This is a genomic window from Streptomyces sp. NPDC005393, assembly GCF_040606675.1.
In the GTDB taxonomy this organism is placed as follows: domain Bacteria; phylum Actinomycetota; class Actinomycetes; order Streptomycetales; family Streptomycetaceae; genus Streptomyces.
In genome coordinates, this window is sequence record NZ_JBEXFG010000005.1 from 77,270 (window position 1) to 93,306 (window position 16,037).

Sequence of the window (16,037 nt, forward strand, 5' to 3'; positions counted from 1 at the left end):
AGCGAAACGCACAAGACGAGGAGTGAGACATATGACGACCGGGTCGTCTGACGCGCTGGATCGGTTTGAGCGGGTGTACTCGGCCGCGTCGCGCATGTTGTGGGCACAGGGAGCGCCGGCCTGGCGCGTGCATCCCCAGTGGCCCCAGGAGCGGAAGGCCGCTCTCACGGAGTTGGAGGACGTGCTGCTGAGCGTGGGCCGGAGCGTCCCGCGCCCTGGTGAACCCTCCGATCCGGCGCGCCATCTGATCTCGCGCAGGGCCGCTGCTGGTGACGAGGACAAGCCCCTCACCTTCGGCCAGGCGGCGGAGGAATGGGACCAGCGCTGGAAGGCCGACCCCGGGCATTTGGTGGAGCGCTGGGAGCCCTTCCACGAGTTCTACATGGAGCCCGGCTCCTGTGTTCTCGTCACCTCGGGATGGCGCCTGCTGATGTCCGGACTCATGCGGGAGATGAATACGCGTCTGTCCCCGGGGCGGTGGGCGATGACCATGGGGCAGGATGGTGCCGAGCTGAGCCAGGTGGCGCACCGGGCCGCCGACGCGCTCCGGGCGCCGCTGGGCATCCAGACACCCACCTCGCAGCCGGGGCGGGCCCCCTGGATCGCCACCACCGCCCGCTGGACAGCCGAACTGCCCGATCTGGAAGGGCAGCTGGAACACCTGGGCCACGTGGCATGGCGGGCCTCAGAAAGCATCCCCCTGCCCGAAGAGATCAAGGCAAAAAGAGACTTCTCGGTTGACATGAGTACGGCCAAAGCCGCCATCGTCCTCCGTGAGGTGCTCATCGGCAGCGACACTCCGGCCTGGCGTGAACAGGGCGAGGGAATCGATCCGACGGCACACAGCACGCTAGGTCCGGGCACGCAGGGCCCGCGTCCTTTGGCACAAGTAGCGGCCAGTTGGCAGGACATTTTCGCGAAGGACCGAGAGCCATGGACACCGATCACCTACCAACTCCCCCCGGAGTCCGAGCTGGGCGATACACACACGGTGCTGTCCTCTGCTGTCGCCCTGATCCTCGCAGAAATCCTGGATGAGTTCTCGGCGCGACTGCACCCGGACCAGCATTCCGAGTTGCTTCACTTCGACGCGTTCGAACTGGGGCAATTTTGCGTCAAAAAATTTGAATCCGCGCTCTGACGGCACATCGAATTGCCTACGAACCTAGGGATGGGAAGTGACAGAACGACGGCAGCGCATTCTCGCCGTGTGTACGCGGAGCGGCCTGGGCAAGGGAGGACTTCCGGTCTTCAATTGGCAACTGTGTGAAGCACTCGCCAATAATCACAGCGTTACCCTTCTCACCACTCAGCCGGACACTCCCCCGCACGAAGGCGTGACGGTGCTCCACACACCCGCGCCTCCCCCGATGGCCGGTGAAGGGAGTGAGCCTTGGGAGGAGCGCGTCTGGCTTGAGTGGTGCGCGCAACACGATCCGCGCGGCTTCGGACTACCTGGCTCCCATGAACGCCCCTTCGACCTCATCATCGGCCACAGCCGCTTCTCGGGACCAGCGGCGGCTCAGCTTCGCGAGAGATGGTATCCGGATGCCAAATTGGCGCACTTCCTGCACACCAGCCCCGAAAAACTTCCTTACGCTAAATACCCTGACGCCCCACAGCACGCCGCTTTCAAGGCTCAACGTGATCTGAGCCTTGAATTGGAGTTCATGGGCCGGTCTGACATCGTCATCGGGGTTGGGCCACTGCTGACCAACGAGGCGGACAGGGTTACCTCATCCGTCCAGCTGAAACCCTCTGTACACGAACTCATACCCGGTACACAGATTGATCAACCAGTCACTCACGGCGCGTCACAAGGACGCCTCAATCTCCTGGTCATGGGCCGCGTAGATGATCCACTCAAGGGCGTCAAGGATGCTGCCATCGCCGTGAACAAGCTCAATGAGGCGGGAGTCAGCACCCATCTCACTATCCTGGGAGCCGACGCGCAGACGCTCGCCCAGGCAAAAGAAGAGTTTGCCGCACTGGCCGGCGCGGAGAACGTGGAAGTAAAAGCATTCATAAGGGATCCCAACGAGCTGCGCGCGGAAGTACGCCGAGCCGACGCTGTCATGATGCCCTCCAAGCATGAGGGGTTCGGATTGGTGGCCACAGAGGCACTGGGCCACGGTATTCCTGTTCTGGTGAACCAGGAGAGCGGAGCCGCCCAGTTCCTCGGGGACCAGAACCGTATCCCCGCAAGCCTCGGATCACCCTGCATCGTTCAGGAACCTCCACCAGGCGTCGAACGGGCGGAGATGTGGGTTTCGGCCATTGCCGACCTCAAGGAAGATCTTCCGCAGCGTCGTGAGGCGGCACTGCAACTGCGCCAGGAGCTGCAGCAGTACTCCTGGGAAAACGCAAGTGAATCATTCATCCAAGTGACCCGTGAAGCGGTTCATATCCAGGAACGCAGGACGTCACAAACGCGTCAGACGTCCCTGACGACCGTTCAAGGTCCTGCTGGGACGGTGCTCCCCTCCGACGCCCCGAAGGCTCAGACAGCCGACCGGCAGTCTTCCACCCAGGCGCCGGTTCAGGAAACGGCCCACAACAAGGGGCCTCAGGCCCGGACACAGAGCCAACAATCGCCCCAGCCTGCTGGTCCCATGACCGTCGAACAGATCGCGGCCCTCCGTTCGGCCAAAATGCCGAACCCCGCGAAGCGGACAGCGCAGCAGGGCACACACGGTACGCAAGGCACCACGGTCCCCCGGCAGTCCCCCATGCCGCACACCAGACAAGGTCCGGGCCCCACGCCGGGTGCCGGTGGCGCCCCTGGGCGCTGACACCGCCGCCAGGAAAGGAAGAGACGAGGTGACCGAGTCGCCGACGGCACGGCAGATCGCCACGCACTGAGTCGCCGCGGAAATTCTGCATAACGCACCTGGACCGCACTCTTCCTCTCCGGTCCCAGTTCCCTGGCATTGCGCGCATGGGGCACGTGTCGGCGTCGCCGTGCAGGTTCCTTGGGGGCAGACGGTGCCGACCCAGGCCGGCACACAGATCCAGGGCGCTCCTCAGCAAGGAGCCGCCGCCCAGCAGGCCACCTCCCCTAAGAACCAGGCCATCACGGCGGCGGCCGCATGACGTCCGGTAAGGGGAGCGCCGGAGGGCAGCAGCCGACGGTTCAGGAAAACGCGGCGGGGCAGGGACAGCCGAGTGCGGCACTGCGCGTCACGCCGCATCGCCCGCCGAACCAGTCGGGCCGCCCGTCGCGCTGAGCCGAGCGGACGGGACGAGAAGAACGGGAAGCTGACTCGGGAGTGGACACCACATGAGGGACACCGCGCAGATCGAGGAAGCCGTCGACCGAGTGGTGGGCGGCGCGGTGCAGCGGGAGCTCGCCGAAGGGGCTTCGGGGGAGGTGACCGTCGAACTCCGGCGCGGCGCACGCCGGGTTGAGGTTCGGGAGGCGGGTGGCGGATGGCTGGTTACGTGGCACGGCTGTACCCCAGAGCCGAGCGCGGCGGACGGGAAGCTGGTGTCCGGCCTCGACGAAGCCCTCCGCCTCGCCGCCCGGTTGCTCGATCCGGAACGGGAGCCGGAGGAGGGGAGGAAACGTGAGAAGCCGACGCCCGGGCAGGAACACACGGCGGCGCACGGGGTCTGCCTCCGGACCGCGGCACTCAGTTCCTCGGCCGCGGCGCGCCCCGATCCGTCCAGCGCCAAGCGGTCGGCTGCTCCCCCTCCCCGGCGGCATTCGCCGCCGGGACCGGAGCATGGCCTCGGCGGCAGGTCACTGTAATCGGAAAGCTACCGATTCTGTGTCCGACACAACGCCCCGATCGGCTGAAGCGATGAGACGATAACTCAGACCTTCACCCGCCTCGACTGATCGGCCGATCGGCAGACGGACCATCGGCACACGGACAGGAGCCACACCGCGATGGAAGACCTCGGGGCCCAGGACCCGCGGTGGATAGGCGAGTACCGGCTGCTCGGCAAGCTGGGCGAGGGCGGAATGGGCCGGGTCTACCTCGCCCGCTCGGCCCGCGGCCGCACCGTCGCCGTCAAGCTCGTACAGGCCGAACTCGCCCGCCAGTCCGACTTCCGTGACCGCTTCAAGCGTGAGGTGGAGGCGGCGAGACGGGTCGGCGGCCAGTGGACCGCGCCCGTGCTCGACGCCGACACCGAAGCGGCCGTGCCCTGGGTGGCCACGGGCTATATCGGCGGTCCGACCCTGCACAGCGTGGTCGCCGAGGACTTCGGGGCGCTGCCCGAGCACTCGCTGCGGGTGCTGGCGCACGGTCTGGCGCTCGCGCTCCGCGACATCCACGGCGCCGGTCTGGTCCATCGGGACTTCAAGCCGTCGAACATCCTGATCACGATCGACGGGCCGCGCGTCATCGACTTCGGCATCGCGCGGGCGCTGGACGCCGTCGGCTCCACCTCGGGCGGCAATCTGACGGTGACCGGCGCGGTCGTGGGCTCGCCCGGCTTCATGTCGCCCGAGCAGGTGCGCGGCGAGCCGGTCACCGCCGCGAGCGATGTCTTCTGTCTCGGCTCGGTGCTCGCCTTCGCGGCCACCGGCCGCCAGCCGTTCGGCAGTGTGGACAGCGGCGTCCATGCCCTGATGTACCGAATAGCCCAGGAGGAGCCCGATCTGACGGGGCTCCCCGACGGCGCGCTGGCGCTCGTCAGCGCCTGCCTGAACAAGGACCCGGCCCTGCGGCCCTCGGTGGCCGACCTGATCACGGCCACCCAGCCGGTCGCCGAGGAGACCGAGCCCTGGCTGCCGGGCGGGCTGCTCGCCCGGCTGGGGCGCGACGCGCTCCAGCTGCTGGAGGTGGAGGCCGAGAACGCGCAGCCGGTCGCCGGGCCGCCGCAAGCGCCGCCCTCGGCGTACGCCACCCCGCCCGCCCCGTCGCCCGCCCCGCCCTCGGCGTACGCCTCGCCGTCCGCGTACACCTCACCCGCCCCGCATGCCGCGGCGCCCGCGTACCCGATGAACGGTGGCATGGGGCCCGTACCGCATCAGCCGGCCCAGCACTGGCAGCAGGCCGGGGGCTATCAGGTCCCGGTCCGCTTCCCCGCCCAGGGCGCCACGGTGAAGTCGGTGCGCGGGCTGGGCACCGCCCTGCTGGCCCTGTTCGGCCTCTGGGTCTCGCTGACCGTCATCGATCTGTACCTGAACATGTCGCTGTTCGGCGCGTACCGCGACTTCTTCGACGGCGAGGGCACCATCGCGGCGGTCGGCCGCCGCAAGGACGCGGTCGACTCCATGGACATCGGCACCGGGGTGAGCGGCCTGGTGGTCCTGGTGCTGTGGCTGATCTGGTTCCGGCGCACCTATGTCAACGCCACGGTACTGGCCCCCGGCCGTCAGCGGTTCGGCAGCGGCTATGCGGTCGGTGCCTGGTTCATCCCGGTCGCCCAGCTGTGGATTCCCAAGCAGATCGCCAACGACATCTGGAGCTCCAGCGCCGCCCCGGGCCCCGGGCGGGTTCCCCGGGCGGCGCTGCACTGGTGGTGGACGCTGTTCCTCACGATGTCGTGCGTCGCCCCCCTCGCCGGCCTGGTCGAGCTCGGGTCCGAGGACGACTGGGACAAGCGGGTCTCCGTTGTCTTCAACATCACCGACGACATCGTCTCGCTGCTGGCGGCCGTGCTGGCCATGGTCGTGGTGGCACGGCTGACCGGGATGCAGGAGCGGGGGGCCGCGCAGGCGGCCGGGCCGCCGCAGCCCGGCGGGATGTTCGGCCCGCCCGCGGCGCGCTGACGCCTGCGCGCGGGCCGCGCTCCCGGCCGGTCCCCTCGGGTTCCGGCCGGGCGCCTTCAGTCCTCGGATTCGGTCCTCAGAGGAACGAGTTGATCTGGATCGTCTCGTCCCGGCCCGGTCCGACGCCGATCGCCGAGATCGGGGCGCCCGACATCTCCTCCAGCGCCTGCACATACCGCTGGGCGTTCTTCGGCAGCTCGTCGAAGGACTTCGCCTTGCTGATGTCCTCCGACCAGCCCGGCAGCATCTCGTATATGGGCTTGGCGTGGTGGAAGTCGGACTGGTTGTACGGCAGCTCCTCGACCCGCTTGCCGTCGATCTCGTACGCGACACACACCGGGATCCGCTCCCAGCCGGTGACCACGTCGAGCTTGGTCAGGAAGAAGTCGGTGAGGCCGTTGACCCGGGTCGCGTAGCGCGCGATGACCGCGTCGAACCAGCCGCAGCGCCGGTCACGCCCGGTGGTCACACCGCGCTCGCCGCCGATCGTGCGCAGCTTCTCGCCGTCCTCGTCGAGCAGCTCCGTCGGGAAGGGGCCGGCGCCGACGCGCGTGGTGTACGCCTTCAGGATGCCGATCACCCGGCTGATCTTCGTCGGGCCGACACCGGTGCCCGTGCAGGCACCGCCCGCGGTCGGGTTGGAGGAGGTGACGAAGGGGTACGTGCCGTGGTCGACGTCGAGCAGCGTGCCCTGACCGCCCTCGAAGAGGACGACCTGGCCCTGGTCGATGGCGTTGTTCAGCACCAGGGTGGTGTCGCTGACAAAGCCGCCGAGCTGATCCGCGTAGCCCAGCAGCTCCTCGACCACCTGGCCGGCGTCGATGGCGCGACGGTTGTAGAGCTTGGCGAGCACCTGGTTCTTGAAGTCGAGGGCCGCCTCGACCTTCTGCCGCAGGATCGACTCGTCGAAGAGGTCCTGCACCCGGATGCCCACGCGGTTGATCTTGTCCGCGTAGGCCGGGCCGATACCGCGGCCGGTGGTGCCGATCTTCCGCTTTCCGAGGAAGCGTTCCGACACCTTGTCGAGAGTCGTGTGATACGGCGTGATCAGGTGGGCGTTACCGCTGATCAGCAGCTTGGACGTGTCGACGCCGCGCTCGTTCAGCCCGCTCAGCTCGGAGAGCAGGACCGCCGGGTCGACGACGACGCCATTACCGATGACCGGGGTACACCCCGGCGAGAGGATGCCGGACGGGAGGAGGTGCAGCGCGTACTTCTGGTCGCCGACGACCACCGTGTGGCCCGCGTTGTTGCCACCTTGGTAACGCACCACATAATCAACCGAGCCGCCGAGCAGATCGGTGGCCTTCCCCTTGCCCTCGTCACCCCACTGAGCACCGAGCAGCACAAGTGCGGGCACAGGCGTACACCCCTTCCGGGCGGGGCATGTCCAACGTGCGTGGTGGCGTGCGTCACCACAAGAGCCGTCGAACCGGTGCCCCGGATAGACGAAGCCCCTGGCGCAACAGCGACAGGGGCTCTTGCACCGAGAGATTACCTGAGGAAGGACCGAGGTGTCGGCTCCAGATCCCTGGCACGCTCCGCCGGACACCGTCCGGGGGCGCCCCCTGCTCGTGATCATCGACCCCACCGCCCGGCGAACGGACGGGGAGTCGGTGCGTATCGCGAAGGATGTCCTGTGTGCGGGCGCGCAGACGAAAATCTGCCTGCCGGACGGGCCGGAGGAGGTCGAGCGGGCGCTGGCCCGGCGCGGTGCCCGCCGGCCGGTGGTGGTGGGCGACGACCGCGCCCTGCTGCGGACCGTGGAGCTGCTGCACCGCCGGCGCGAGCTGGCGGACGCGGCGCTCTCGATGGTCCCGGTCGGCAGCTCCGCCGCGGTCGCCCTGGCCCATGCGCTCGGGGTGCCGACGGACGCGGTCGCGGCGGCGCGCACGGTCCTCGACGGGGCGGCGCGCCCGCGCGATCTGCTGGTGGACGAGAGCGGCGGGGTGGTCCTCGGGGGCTTGCGGATCCCCTCCGGATCGCATCCGGAGCGGCCACGGCTCGCCCCGGGCGGTGCGTACGAGACATCCGGCGCGCCGGGCGCGGAGCCAGGGGCGCCGGCCGGGGCCCCGTACGGTGCCGGGGCGGACGGCCATGGCTGCCTCTGCGGGCCCTGCGACCCCTGTGAACGCGACCACGACCACGACCACGGCCAGGACCACGACGGCGCGGCCGACCGCCACGGCACGAGCCCGCCCGGCTCCGGACCCCCGGGCGGCCACCATCCGTGGTGGACCCCGGCGGCCCGGACCGCGCGCACGGCCCTGACGCTGCTCTCCCTCCCGGTCATCGGCCTCACCGGCGGCTCCCGCCGCCGGGTGCATCCGCCGCCGCAGCGGCTGCGGATCGAGGCGGACGGGGTGCTGCTGACCGATCTGGACCGGCCGGTCGAGCGGGTCTCGGTGTCCACGGGCGCGCCGGGCGGCGGGCTGGCCGAGATCGTCGTCCATCCCCACGCCGCCGACGGTCCGCTGCGCGCACGGGCGCGCGCCGTCACCGTCTCCGGCCAGGACTTCCGCTACTACGCGGACGCGCTGATCCGGGGCCCGGTCCGCAGCCGCACCTGGACCGTCCTGGCAGAGGCGTGGAGCTTGATGCTCCCGCCTCGGGCTTGAGCGGCGCTCGCGCCTCGCTAGGTGTTCTGTGCGGCGCGCCGCGAGGCGGCCCGCTACTCGCCGGCCGCCTCGCGGCGCTCGGCCTGCTGGACGCGCCAGCGCTCCAGCATCTTGGGCAGCTCCTGCTTCATGAAGTCGAAGAAGTCGGCGGTCTCGGCGACCCGCCGCCCGGCCGGGGTGTCGGGGCCGAGCACCTTCGCGCCGTCCCGCATGGTGCTCTCCCAGCGGGCGATGATCTGATCGCGGCGGGTCAGGGTCTCGTACCAGACCTCGTTGTAGAGCCGGTAGCGGTCGCGCCGGGAGCCCGGTTCGCGCTCGCGTACGACCATGTCCACCTGGGAGAGGTAGCGGATCGCGCCCGAGACCGCGGCCGGGCTGATCTGCAGCCGCTCGGCGAGCTCGGCGGAGGTGAGGGCGCCGGAGTCGGAGACGAGAAGCGCCGCGAAGACCCGGGCGCCCATCCGCTGCATCCCGGCCTCGGCCAGGTCGGCCGCGAACCGCTCGACAAACCGGGACACCGCCTCTTCATCCCGCGCCCCATCGGGCCCGTCGTCCGGTCGCATCGTCTCCCTCACCGCTTCATCATCTCCTCTCTTCAACACATCATCATAAGTTTATATGATTCCTTAACTTCACAAATTTGTGAAACTAGCGTAGCTTCGGAATCATGAAGACGGCAATCTCCGCGTCCGGCCTGCACAAGTCGTTCGGCCGGACCCACGCGTTGGACGCCCTCGACCTCGAAGTCGAGGCAGGTGAGGTCCATGGCTTCCTCGGACCCAACGGCGCCGGGAAGTCCACCACCATCCGGGTCCTCCTCGGTCTGCTCCGCGCCGACGCCGGTGCGGTGCAGCTGCTGGGCAAGGACCCCTGGCACGACGCGGTCGACCTCCATCGCCATATCGCGTACGTCCCCGGAGACGTCACCCTGTGGCGCAACCTGAGCGGTGGCGAGGTCATCGACCTGTACGGGCGGCTGCGCGGCGGGCTGGACACGGCCCGGCGGGCCGAGCTCCTGGAGCGGTTCGAGCTCGACCCCACCAAGAAGGGCCGTACCTACTCCAAGGGCAACCGTCAGAAGGTCGCCCTGGTCGCCGCGTTCGCATCCGAGGTCGAGCTGCTGATCCTCGACGAGCCGACCTCCGGACTCGACCCGCTCATGGAGGAGGTCTTCCGCGACTGTGTCGCCGAGGAGCGCGACCGCGGCCGCACGGTGCTGCTCTCCAGCCATATCCTCAGCGAGGTCGAGGCACTCTGCGACAGGGTCAGCATCATCCGCAAGGGCAGGCGGGTGGAGTCCGGCTCGCTCACCGAGCTCCGCCATCTGACCCGTACGTCGGTGACCGCCGAGCTGGCCGGCCAGCCGGGCGGCCTGGCCGCCCTCCCCGGGGTGCACAACCTGGACCTCCAGGACCGGCGGGTCAAGCTCCAGGTCGACACGGACAAGCTGGACGCCGTGCTGCGGCAGCTCACCGAGGCCGGGGTGCGCAGCCTCATCTCCACCCCGCCCACCCTGGAAGAGCTGTTCCTCCGTCACTACCAGGACGATGTCACGGGCACGGAAGCCGAGGCGATCGCCCGATGACCGCCGTAGCCGACACTCGGGTCGCCCCCCATGCCCGCGGATCGGCCAAGGACCTGGCCGGCACGGGCACTCTGCTGCGGCTCGCGCTGCGCCGCGACCGGATCATGATGCCGGTGTGGGTGCTGTGCCTGGGGCTGACCGGCAGCAGCACCGTCGGCCGCCTCAAGAGCGCGTACGACACCCCCGGCAAGCGCGCCAGTCTCGCCCACGACATGAACGGCAACGGCTCGGCCCGCGCGCTGTTCGGCACCGCCTTCGACGATTCGCTCGGCGCGCTCACCGTCTGGCGGGTGGGCGGCTTCCTCACCGTATTCGCCGCCATCATGAGCGTGCTGATCGTGATCCGGCACACCCGCGAGGAGGAAGAGACCGGCCGTCAGGAGGCGCTGTCCGCCTGCATGGTCGGCCGTCGCGCGGGCCTCACCTCGGCCCTGCTCGCCGTGACCATCGCCAACGGCGCCGTCACCGTCCTCATCGCGGCCAGCCTCGCGGGCCAGGGCGGCGCCGGGGCGCTCGCCCTCGGCCTCGCCGTCGGCCTGACCGGTATGGCCTTCGGCGGGCTGGCCGCCGTCGCCGCCCAGGTCACCGAGAACGCACGGCTGGCCCGGGGCCTGAGCTGCGCCGTCGTCGGTATCGCCTTCGTCCTGCGGATGGCGGGCGACGCCGCCGAGGACGGCTCCAAGGGCTCCGGCCACCTCCTGGTCTGGCTCTCGCCCCTCGGCTGGGCGGAGTACGCCCGGCCGTACGCGGACGAGCGATGGTGGCCGCTGCTGCTGATCACCGTTCTCTCCGCCGCCTCGATCGCCCTCGCCTACTCGCTCGCGGGCCGCCGGGACGTCGGCGCCAGCTTCTACGCCGGCCGCCCCGGCCCCCCGGCCGCCGGCCCGCTGCTGAAGGGCGTCTACGGCCTGGGCTGGCGGCTTCAGCGCGGTGCGCTGCTCGGCTGGGCGGCGGGCTTCGTCTTCGCGGGCGCCATCTTCGGCGGCATCTCCAACGGCGCCGACGACTTCCTCGGCGACAGCGACCAGACCCGCGAGATCATTCAGCGCATGGGCGGCGCACAGGGGCTCAACGACGCCTTCCTGGCCTCCATGGTCGGCGTCCTCGGCACCGTCCTCACCGTCTACACCGCCAGTGCCGTCCTACGGCTGCGCGGCGAGGAGACCGACCAGCGCGCGGAACCCCTGCTGTCCAACGCCGTCAGCCGGCTGCGCTGGGCCGGCAGCCATCTCGTCGTCGCCTTCCTCGGCCCGGTCGTCGTGCTCGCGGTCGGCGGCTTCGCCCTGGCCCTCGGCTACGGCCTGGCCGCGGACGACCTGGTCGACCAGTTCCCGCGCATCCTGGGCGCCACGCTCGCCCAGATCCCCGCGCTCTGGGTGCTCACCAGCCTGACGCTGTTCCTCGTCGGGGTGGTGCCCAAGTACTCGGCCGCGGCCTGGGGTTTCGTCGGCTGGGTGGTCGCCCTCGGCTGGATGGGCCCGGCGCTCAAGGTCTCCGAGCCGATCATGAACACCTCACCCTTCAGCCATCTGCCGAAGCTGCCCGGCGAGCATGTCACGGCCGCGCCCTTCGTCTGGCTGCTGCTTCTGTCGGCCGTTCTGGCCGCCGGAGGTCTGGTGGGTCTGCGCCGCCGCGACATCGGCGGCTGACCCCCCGTTCCATCGCGGATCCGTTGTCCACAGCCTGTGGACAACGGATCCGTGCGCCGCGTCCGCGCCCCGTACCCCCGCCGCTCAGACCTCGACCAGCAGCTCCGTCAGCCCTCGGATCACATAGCCCGGCCGCCACTCCGGCTCCCTGACCAGCCGCAGGTCCGGGGCCTTGCGGAGCAGGGCGCCGAAGGAGGCGATGAGTTCACGGCGGGCCATCGGCGCGCCGAGGCAGTAGTGGATACCGGCACCGAAGCTGAGATGGGGGTTGTCGGTGCGGGAGAGATCGAGCGTGTCGGGGTGGTCGAAGCGGGCCGGGTCGCGGTTGGCCGAGCCGAAGAGCAGGGCGAGCTCGCTGCCGCGCGGGATCACGGTGTCGCCGACCTCGATGTCGTCGAGGACCCAGCGCTCGAAGAGCTGCAACGGGGTGTCGTAGCGCAGCAGTTCATCCACGGCGGTGGGCAGGAGCGCGTCGGGGGTGGCGCGCAGGAGGGCGAGCTGATCGGGGTTGCGGAAGAGCGTCCACCAGCCGTTGCCCGTGGTGTTGACCGTGGCCTCGTGGCCCGCGTTGAGCAGCAGCACACAGGTGGAGATCATCTCCTGCTCGGAGAGCCGGTCGCCCTCGTCGTGCGCGGCGATCAGCGCGCTGATCAGATCCTCGCCCGGGGCCTTGCGGCGGGCGGCGATCAGCTCGCGCAGATAGGCGGAGAACTCGAGCGAGGCACGGACGGCCCGGCGGGCGGTCTCCTCGCCCGGGTTCAGCTCGTACATCCCGCAGATGTCCGCAGACCAGGGGCGCAGGGGCGCGCGGTCGGCGGGCGGGATGCCGAGCATCTCGGCGATGACGGCGACAGGCAGCGGTTCGGCGACGGCCGCGATGAGGTCGCCGCCGCCGGAGGCGAGGAAGGCGTCGACGAGTTTGGCCGCGATCCGCTCGATGGTGGGGACCAGCGCCTCGACCGTGCGCGGTGTGAAGGCCTTGGAGACCAGCCGGCGCAGCCGGGTGTGGTCGGGCGCCTCCAGATCGAGCATGCCGTTGTCATTGAGGGTGTGGAACGGCTCGTGCTCGGGCGGCGGGGCGGTGCGGCCGAACTCCTCATGGGTGAAGCGGTGCAGATAGGTGCGCCCGAGACGACGGTCGGTCAGCAGGGCACGGACGTCCTCGTGGTGCGGGATCAGCCACTGCCGGGACGGCGCGAAATAGTGCGCCCGGCCCCGCTCGCGCAGCGCGGCGTACGCCGGATACGGATCAGCGACGAACGACGGCTGCCACGGGTCGAAGGCGGGGGCAGGGGGTGCGCTGCTCATCCTCGGACGGTACCGCCCGGCCCGCTCAGCCTCCAGGGGTGACGAGACGGGTTTCGTAGGCGAAGACCGCCGCCTGGGTCCGGTCGCGCAGACCGAGTCTGACCAGAATCACGGCCTGGGTGGGCGGGCCGTCGACGACGCGCAGGCCGATGCCGCCGAGGACGTATTCGATCTCGACCCGGGTGGTGCAACCGGGCGCGTGGCGCAGCGTGTTGGACAGCGCCTCCTGCACGATCCGGTAGGGCGGACAGCTCCACACCGGAGGGGAGCGGACGCACGGCGCCGGTCGTGAGGTGCTCGACGGTCAGCCCCGCCGCCCGGACGTTGACGAAGAGCGTGTCGAGGGCCGCGAGGGTCGGTTGCGGCGCCTCGGCGGCTGCCGTTTCCATCGGCTACGCCACCCCCGACAGCACATCCGCCAGCACCCGCGCCGCCCGCTCCACCTCCGCGAAGCCCGTGTACAGCGGGGTGAAGCCGAAGCGCAGCACATCGGGGCGGCGGAAGTCGCCGACCACACCGCGCCGTACGAGCTCCGCCATCACCTCGCCCGCGTCCGCGCACCGCAGCGCGACCTGGCTGCCGCGCTCCGCGTGCGCGGCGGGGGTGAGGGAGTGGACGCGTCCCTGCGGGACGTATGTCTCGACGCAGCGCAGGAAGAAGTCGCTCAGGGCCAGGCTCTTGGCCCGTACGGCCTCGATCGGGACGTCGTCCCACACCTCCAGCGCGGCCTCCAGCGCCAGCATCGAGAGGATGTCCGGCGTGCCGGCACGGCCGCGGGCGGCACCGTCGGCCGGGGCGTAGGCGGGGGCCATGCCGAAGGGGTCGGCGTGGGAGTTCCAGCCGGGGAGCGGGGAGTCGAAGCGGGGCTGGTGCTCGTGCGCGACGTACAGGTAGGCGGGCGCGCCGGGGCCGCCGTTGAGGTACTTGTACGTACAGCCGACCGCGAGGTCCACCCCGTGCGCGTCGAGCCCGACCGGCAGCGCGCCCGCGCTGTGGCACAGGTCCCAGACGGCGAGCGCACCGGCGGCCTGGACGGCGGCCGTCGTCCCGGGCAGGTCATGGAGGCGGCCGGTCCGGTAGTCGACGTGGTTGACGAGCGCGACGGCGGTGCGCGGGCCGACGGCCGTGGGCATCGCGCCCGCCGCCACCGGCCGGAGCGTGCAGCCGGTCATGCGGGCGGCGGACTCGGCGATATAGCCGTCGGTGGGGAAGGTGGCCTCGTCCACGAGGATCTGGTCGCGGTGGACCCCGCGCTCCTGGGCGATCCGTACGGCGGCGACGACCGCCTTGAAGACGTTCACGCTCGTCGAGTCGCCCACCACCACCTGGCCGGGCGCGGCCCCGACGAGCCGGCCGACGCGGTCGCCGATCCGCTCGGGCGCGGTCCACCAGCCACTCTCCTCCCACGAGCGGATGCGTAGGCGCCCCCACTCGCGGGAGACGACATCGGCCAGCCGGGCGGGGACGGCACGGGGCAGCGCGCCGAGCGAGTTGCCGTCGAGGTAGACGGCGTCGTCGAGGGTGAAGGCGGCGCGCTTGGCACGCAGTTCATCGGCCGCGTCGAGCGTCGCGGCCTCCTCCGTCAGCGTGTCCGGGATCGTCGCGTCAGACATGGCTGCGCGCCGTCCACAGCTCGGGGAAGACGTTCTTGGCGGCGCGCTTCTCCAGCCATGCGACCCCCGCGGAGCCGCCCGTCCCGGTCTTGGCGCCCATCGCCCGCCGGGTCGCCACCAGGTGGTCGTTGCGCCAGCGCCACACCAGCTCGGCGACCTCGGTGAGCGCCTCGCCGAGGCGGATCAGCTCGTCCTCGCGCGGGCCGGAACCGGAGTAGATCTCCTGCCAGACCCGCTCCACCCCCGGATCCGGCTCGTACCGCAGCGACGGGTCGCGGTCCAGCGCGGCGGCGGGGACGGCGAGACCGCGGCGGGCGAGATGGCGCAGCACCTCGTCGTAGAGGCTGGGCTCGGTCAGCGCCTTCTCCAGCTCCGCGTGGACGCGCGGCGCGCCCCGGTGCGGGGCGAGCATGGACGCGGACTTCTCGCCGAGCAGGAATTCCAGCCGCCGGTACATCGCGGACTGGAAGCCGGAGCCGTCGCCGAGCGCGGAGCGGTACGCGTTGAACTGGCCGGGGGTGAGATGCGCGAGCGGCTTCCAGGACGCGTTCAGCGACTCCAGCTCGTAGGTGGAGCGCCGGAGGGCGGCCATCGCGGTGGGCAGATCGTCCTCGCGCAGCGCCTGTGCGGCGATGTGCCACTCATGGACGATGACGGTGAACCACAGCTCCATCACCTGGGTGGTGACCAGGAAGACCATCTCGCCGGGGTCGTCGGAGAGGGGGTGCTGGAGGTGGGTGAGCACGGATGCCCGGACGTAGTCCTCGTACGGGGTCGTGCCCTGGAAGTCGAGATGAGGGGCGTCGGGTTCGGCTTCTTCGTGCGGGGCGGCAGGCTGCTGCGACATCGCTGTCTCCTGAGTACTGCGTGCTACCGGGTAGCGGTCCGCCCCTTCCTCTCGGTCTCGGAGCCCCGGTCCCCTCAGAGCCCACAGCCGGTGGGCCCTGCACGCATCATCGGGGTCACGCGCGGGTGCCGCAAGTACGGAAAGGGGCCTGTGGGAGTGTGACGACACCCCCACAGGCCCCTCAGCCGCCAAGGCCCGCTATGGCCCGCTACGGCCGCTACCGCCGCTACGGCTCAGGAGAGCGTGTCCGCCGCCGTCGGCGAGCTGTCGCGCAGGAAGGTCGAGCAGCGCTCGTACTCCTCCTGCTCACCGATCGACTGCGCGGCGCGCGCCAGCGCGTGCAGGGCGCGCAGGAAGCCGCGGTTCGGCTCGTGCTCGAAGGGCACCGGGCCGTGGCCCTTCCAGCCGCTGCGACGCAGGGCGTCGAGTCCGCGGTGGTAGCCGGTGCGGGCGTACGCGTACGACTCGACCACCCGGCGGGCCTCGAACGCCTCGTCGGCGAGCTGTGCCCAGGCGAGCGAGGAGACCGGGTACTTCGCGGCGACCTCGGAGGGAGCCGCACCGGAGGCGAGCAGCTCCCGGGGCTCCGGGTCGTCGGGCAGATAGGTCGGGGGCGGTCCCCCGAGCAGGTTCTCGTGAATGGCCATGGTCTCCAGTCTGCCTGGTCCGGCCGCCTGCCCGACACGCCCCGG

General features: G+C 70.6%; 13 protein-coding genes and 1 pseudogene. 7 read left to right on the forward strand and 7 right to left on the reverse strand.

The features are described from left to right. Positions 1-31 precede the first annotated feature (31 nt). The 4 genes from ABZS71_RS07605 (at position 32) to ABZS71_RS07620 (ending at position 5,725) form a co-directional block, all read left to right on the forward strand. Positions 32-1,141 (forward strand): hypothetical protein, encoded by a 1,110-nt coding sequence (locus ABZS71_RS07605; RefSeq protein WP_356208237.1) that lies wholly within the window; start codon positions 32-34, stop codon positions 1,139-1,141. 37 nt (positions 1,142-1,178) lie between these two features. Continuing rightward, positions 1,179-2,792, forward strand: coding sequence for a glycosyltransferase (locus ABZS71_RS07610; RefSeq protein WP_356208238.1), 1,614 nt, complete (start codon positions 1,179-1,181; stop codon positions 2,790-2,792). A 488-nt stretch (positions 2,793-3,280) separates the two neighbouring features. Continuing rightward, the gene (locus tag ABZS71_RS07615; protein ID WP_356208240.1) at positions 3,281-3,751 is read left to right on the forward strand and encodes a hypothetical protein; all 471 of its coding nucleotides are present in this window, start codon (positions 3,281-3,283) and stop codon (positions 3,749-3,751) included. Positions 3,752-3,892: 141 nt separating this feature from the next. Then, positions 3,893-5,725: a DUF4328 domain-containing protein gene (locus tag ABZS71_RS07620; RefSeq protein WP_356208241.1), complete on the forward strand. Its 1,833-nt coding sequence runs from the start codon at positions 3,893-3,895 to the stop codon at positions 5,723-5,725. 76 nt (positions 5,726-5,801) lie between these two features. Here ABZS71_RS07620 and ABZS71_RS07625 read toward each other — a convergent pair whose 3' ends face one another. Further along, complete coding sequence (locus ABZS71_RS07625) at positions 5,802-7,085, reverse strand: adenylosuccinate synthase (RefSeq protein ID WP_356208242.1); 1,284 nt, start codon at positions 7,083-7,085, stop codon at positions 5,802-5,804. Positions 7,086-7,299: 214 nt separating this feature from the next. Here ABZS71_RS07625 and ABZS71_RS07630 point away from each other — a divergent pair, with 214 nt between their 5' ends. Next, complete coding sequence (locus ABZS71_RS07630) at positions 7,300-8,343, forward strand: hypothetical protein (RefSeq protein WP_356208381.1); 1,044 nt, start codon at positions 7,300-7,302, stop codon at positions 8,341-8,343. Between the two features lie 53 nt (positions 8,344-8,396). Here ABZS71_RS07630 and ABZS71_RS07635 read toward each other — a convergent pair whose 3' ends face one another. Continuing rightward, entirely contained in the window at positions 8,397-8,906 is a 510-nt protein-coding gene (locus ABZS71_RS07635) for a MarR family transcriptional regulator (protein WP_356208382.1), read from the reverse strand. A 104-nt stretch (positions 8,907-9,010) separates the two neighbouring features. On the opposite strand from ABZS71_RS07635, the gene ABZS71_RS07640 reads away from it, so the two are divergent. Beyond that, positions 9,011-9,928 carry an ABC transporter ATP-binding protein gene (locus ABZS71_RS07640; protein ID WP_356208243.1) on the forward strand — a complete coding sequence of 306 codons (918 nt, stop codon included), beginning with the start codon at positions 9,011-9,013 and terminating at the stop codon, positions 9,926-9,928. Continuing rightward, a complete protein-coding gene (locus ABZS71_RS07645; protein WP_356208244.1) occupies positions 9,925-11,577 on the forward strand; it encodes an ABC transporter permease in 1,653 nt (550 codons plus the stop codon). The genes ABZS71_RS07640 and ABZS71_RS07645 overlap by 4 nt, the downstream gene beginning before the upstream one ends. Before the next feature lie 84 nt (positions 11,578-11,661). On the opposite strand, the gene ABZS71_RS07650 is transcribed toward ABZS71_RS07645, so the two are convergent. The 5 genes and pseudogenes from ABZS71_RS07650 to ABZS71_RS07670 form a co-directional block, all read right to left on the reverse strand. Continuing rightward, on the reverse strand, positions 11,662-12,885 hold the full coding sequence (locus ABZS71_RS07650; RefSeq protein ID WP_356208246.1) for a cytochrome P450: 1,224 nt from the start codon (positions 12,883-12,885) through the stop codon (positions 11,662-11,664). 118 nt (positions 12,886-13,003) lie between these two features. Beyond that, positions 13,004-13,262 (reverse strand): annotated as a pseudogene (locus tag ABZS71_RS07655) (two-component sensor histidine kinase); the annotation flags it as partial. A gap of 15 nt (positions 13,263-13,277) precedes the next feature. Next, positions 13,278-14,498: a kynureninase gene (kynU, locus tag ABZS71_RS07660; protein ID WP_356208248.1), complete on the reverse strand. Its 1,221-nt coding sequence runs from the start codon at positions 14,496-14,498 to the stop codon at positions 13,278-13,280. Beyond that, positions 14,491-15,345, reverse strand: coding sequence for a tryptophan 2,3-dioxygenase family protein (locus tag ABZS71_RS07665; RefSeq protein ID WP_356208250.1), 855 nt, complete (start codon positions 15,343-15,345; stop codon positions 14,491-14,493). The genes kynU and ABZS71_RS07665 overlap by 8 nt, the downstream gene beginning before the upstream one ends. A gap of 233 nt (positions 15,346-15,578) precedes the next feature. After that, on the reverse strand, positions 15,579-15,992 hold the full coding sequence (locus tag ABZS71_RS07670) for a DUF3151 domain-containing protein (protein WP_356208251.1): 414 nt from the start codon (positions 15,990-15,992) through the stop codon (positions 15,579-15,581). Between the last annotated feature and the right edge of the window lie 45 nt (positions 15,993-16,037).

Excerpts from the sequence above, each read along its gene's own strand:
- ABZS71_RS07605 (WP_356208237.1), top strand. The coding sequence starts at position 32 with ATGACGACCGGGTCGTCTGACGCGCTGGATCGGTTTGAGCGGGTGTAC.
- ABZS71_RS07615 (WP_356208240.1), top strand. The coding sequence starts at position 3,281 with ATGAGGGACACCGCGCAGATCGAGGAAGCCGTCGACCGAGTGGTGGGC.
- ABZS71_RS07620 (WP_356208241.1), top strand. The coding sequence starts at position 3,893 with ATGGAAGACCTCGGGGCCCAGGACCCGCGGTGGATAGGCGAGTACCGG.
- ABZS71_RS07635 (WP_356208382.1), bottom strand. The coding sequence starts at position 8,906 with ATGCGACCGGACGACGGGCCCGATGGGGCGCGGGATGAAGAGGCGGTG.
- ABZS71_RS07640 (WP_356208243.1), top strand. The coding sequence starts at position 9,011 with ATGAAGACGGCAATCTCCGCGTCCGGCCTGCACAAGTCGTTCGGCCGG.
- ABZS71_RS07645 (WP_356208244.1), top strand. The coding sequence starts at position 9,925 with ATGACCGCCGTAGCCGACACTCGGGTCGCCCCCCATGCCCGCGGATCG.
- ABZS71_RS07650 (WP_356208246.1), bottom strand. The coding sequence starts at position 12,885 with ATGAGCAGCGCACCCCCTGCCCCCGCCTTCGACCCGTGGCAGCCGTCG.
- kynU (WP_356208248.1), bottom strand. The coding sequence starts at position 14,498 with ATGTCTGACGCGACGATCCCGGACACGCTGACGGAGGAGGCCGCGACG.
- ABZS71_RS07665 (WP_356208250.1), bottom strand. The coding sequence starts at position 15,345 with ATGTCGCAGCAGCCTGCCGCCCCGCACGAAGAAGCCGAACCCGACGCC.
- ABZS71_RS07670 (WP_356208251.1), bottom strand. The coding sequence starts at position 15,992 with ATGGCCATTCACGAGAACCTGCTCGGGGGACCGCCCCCGACCTATCTG.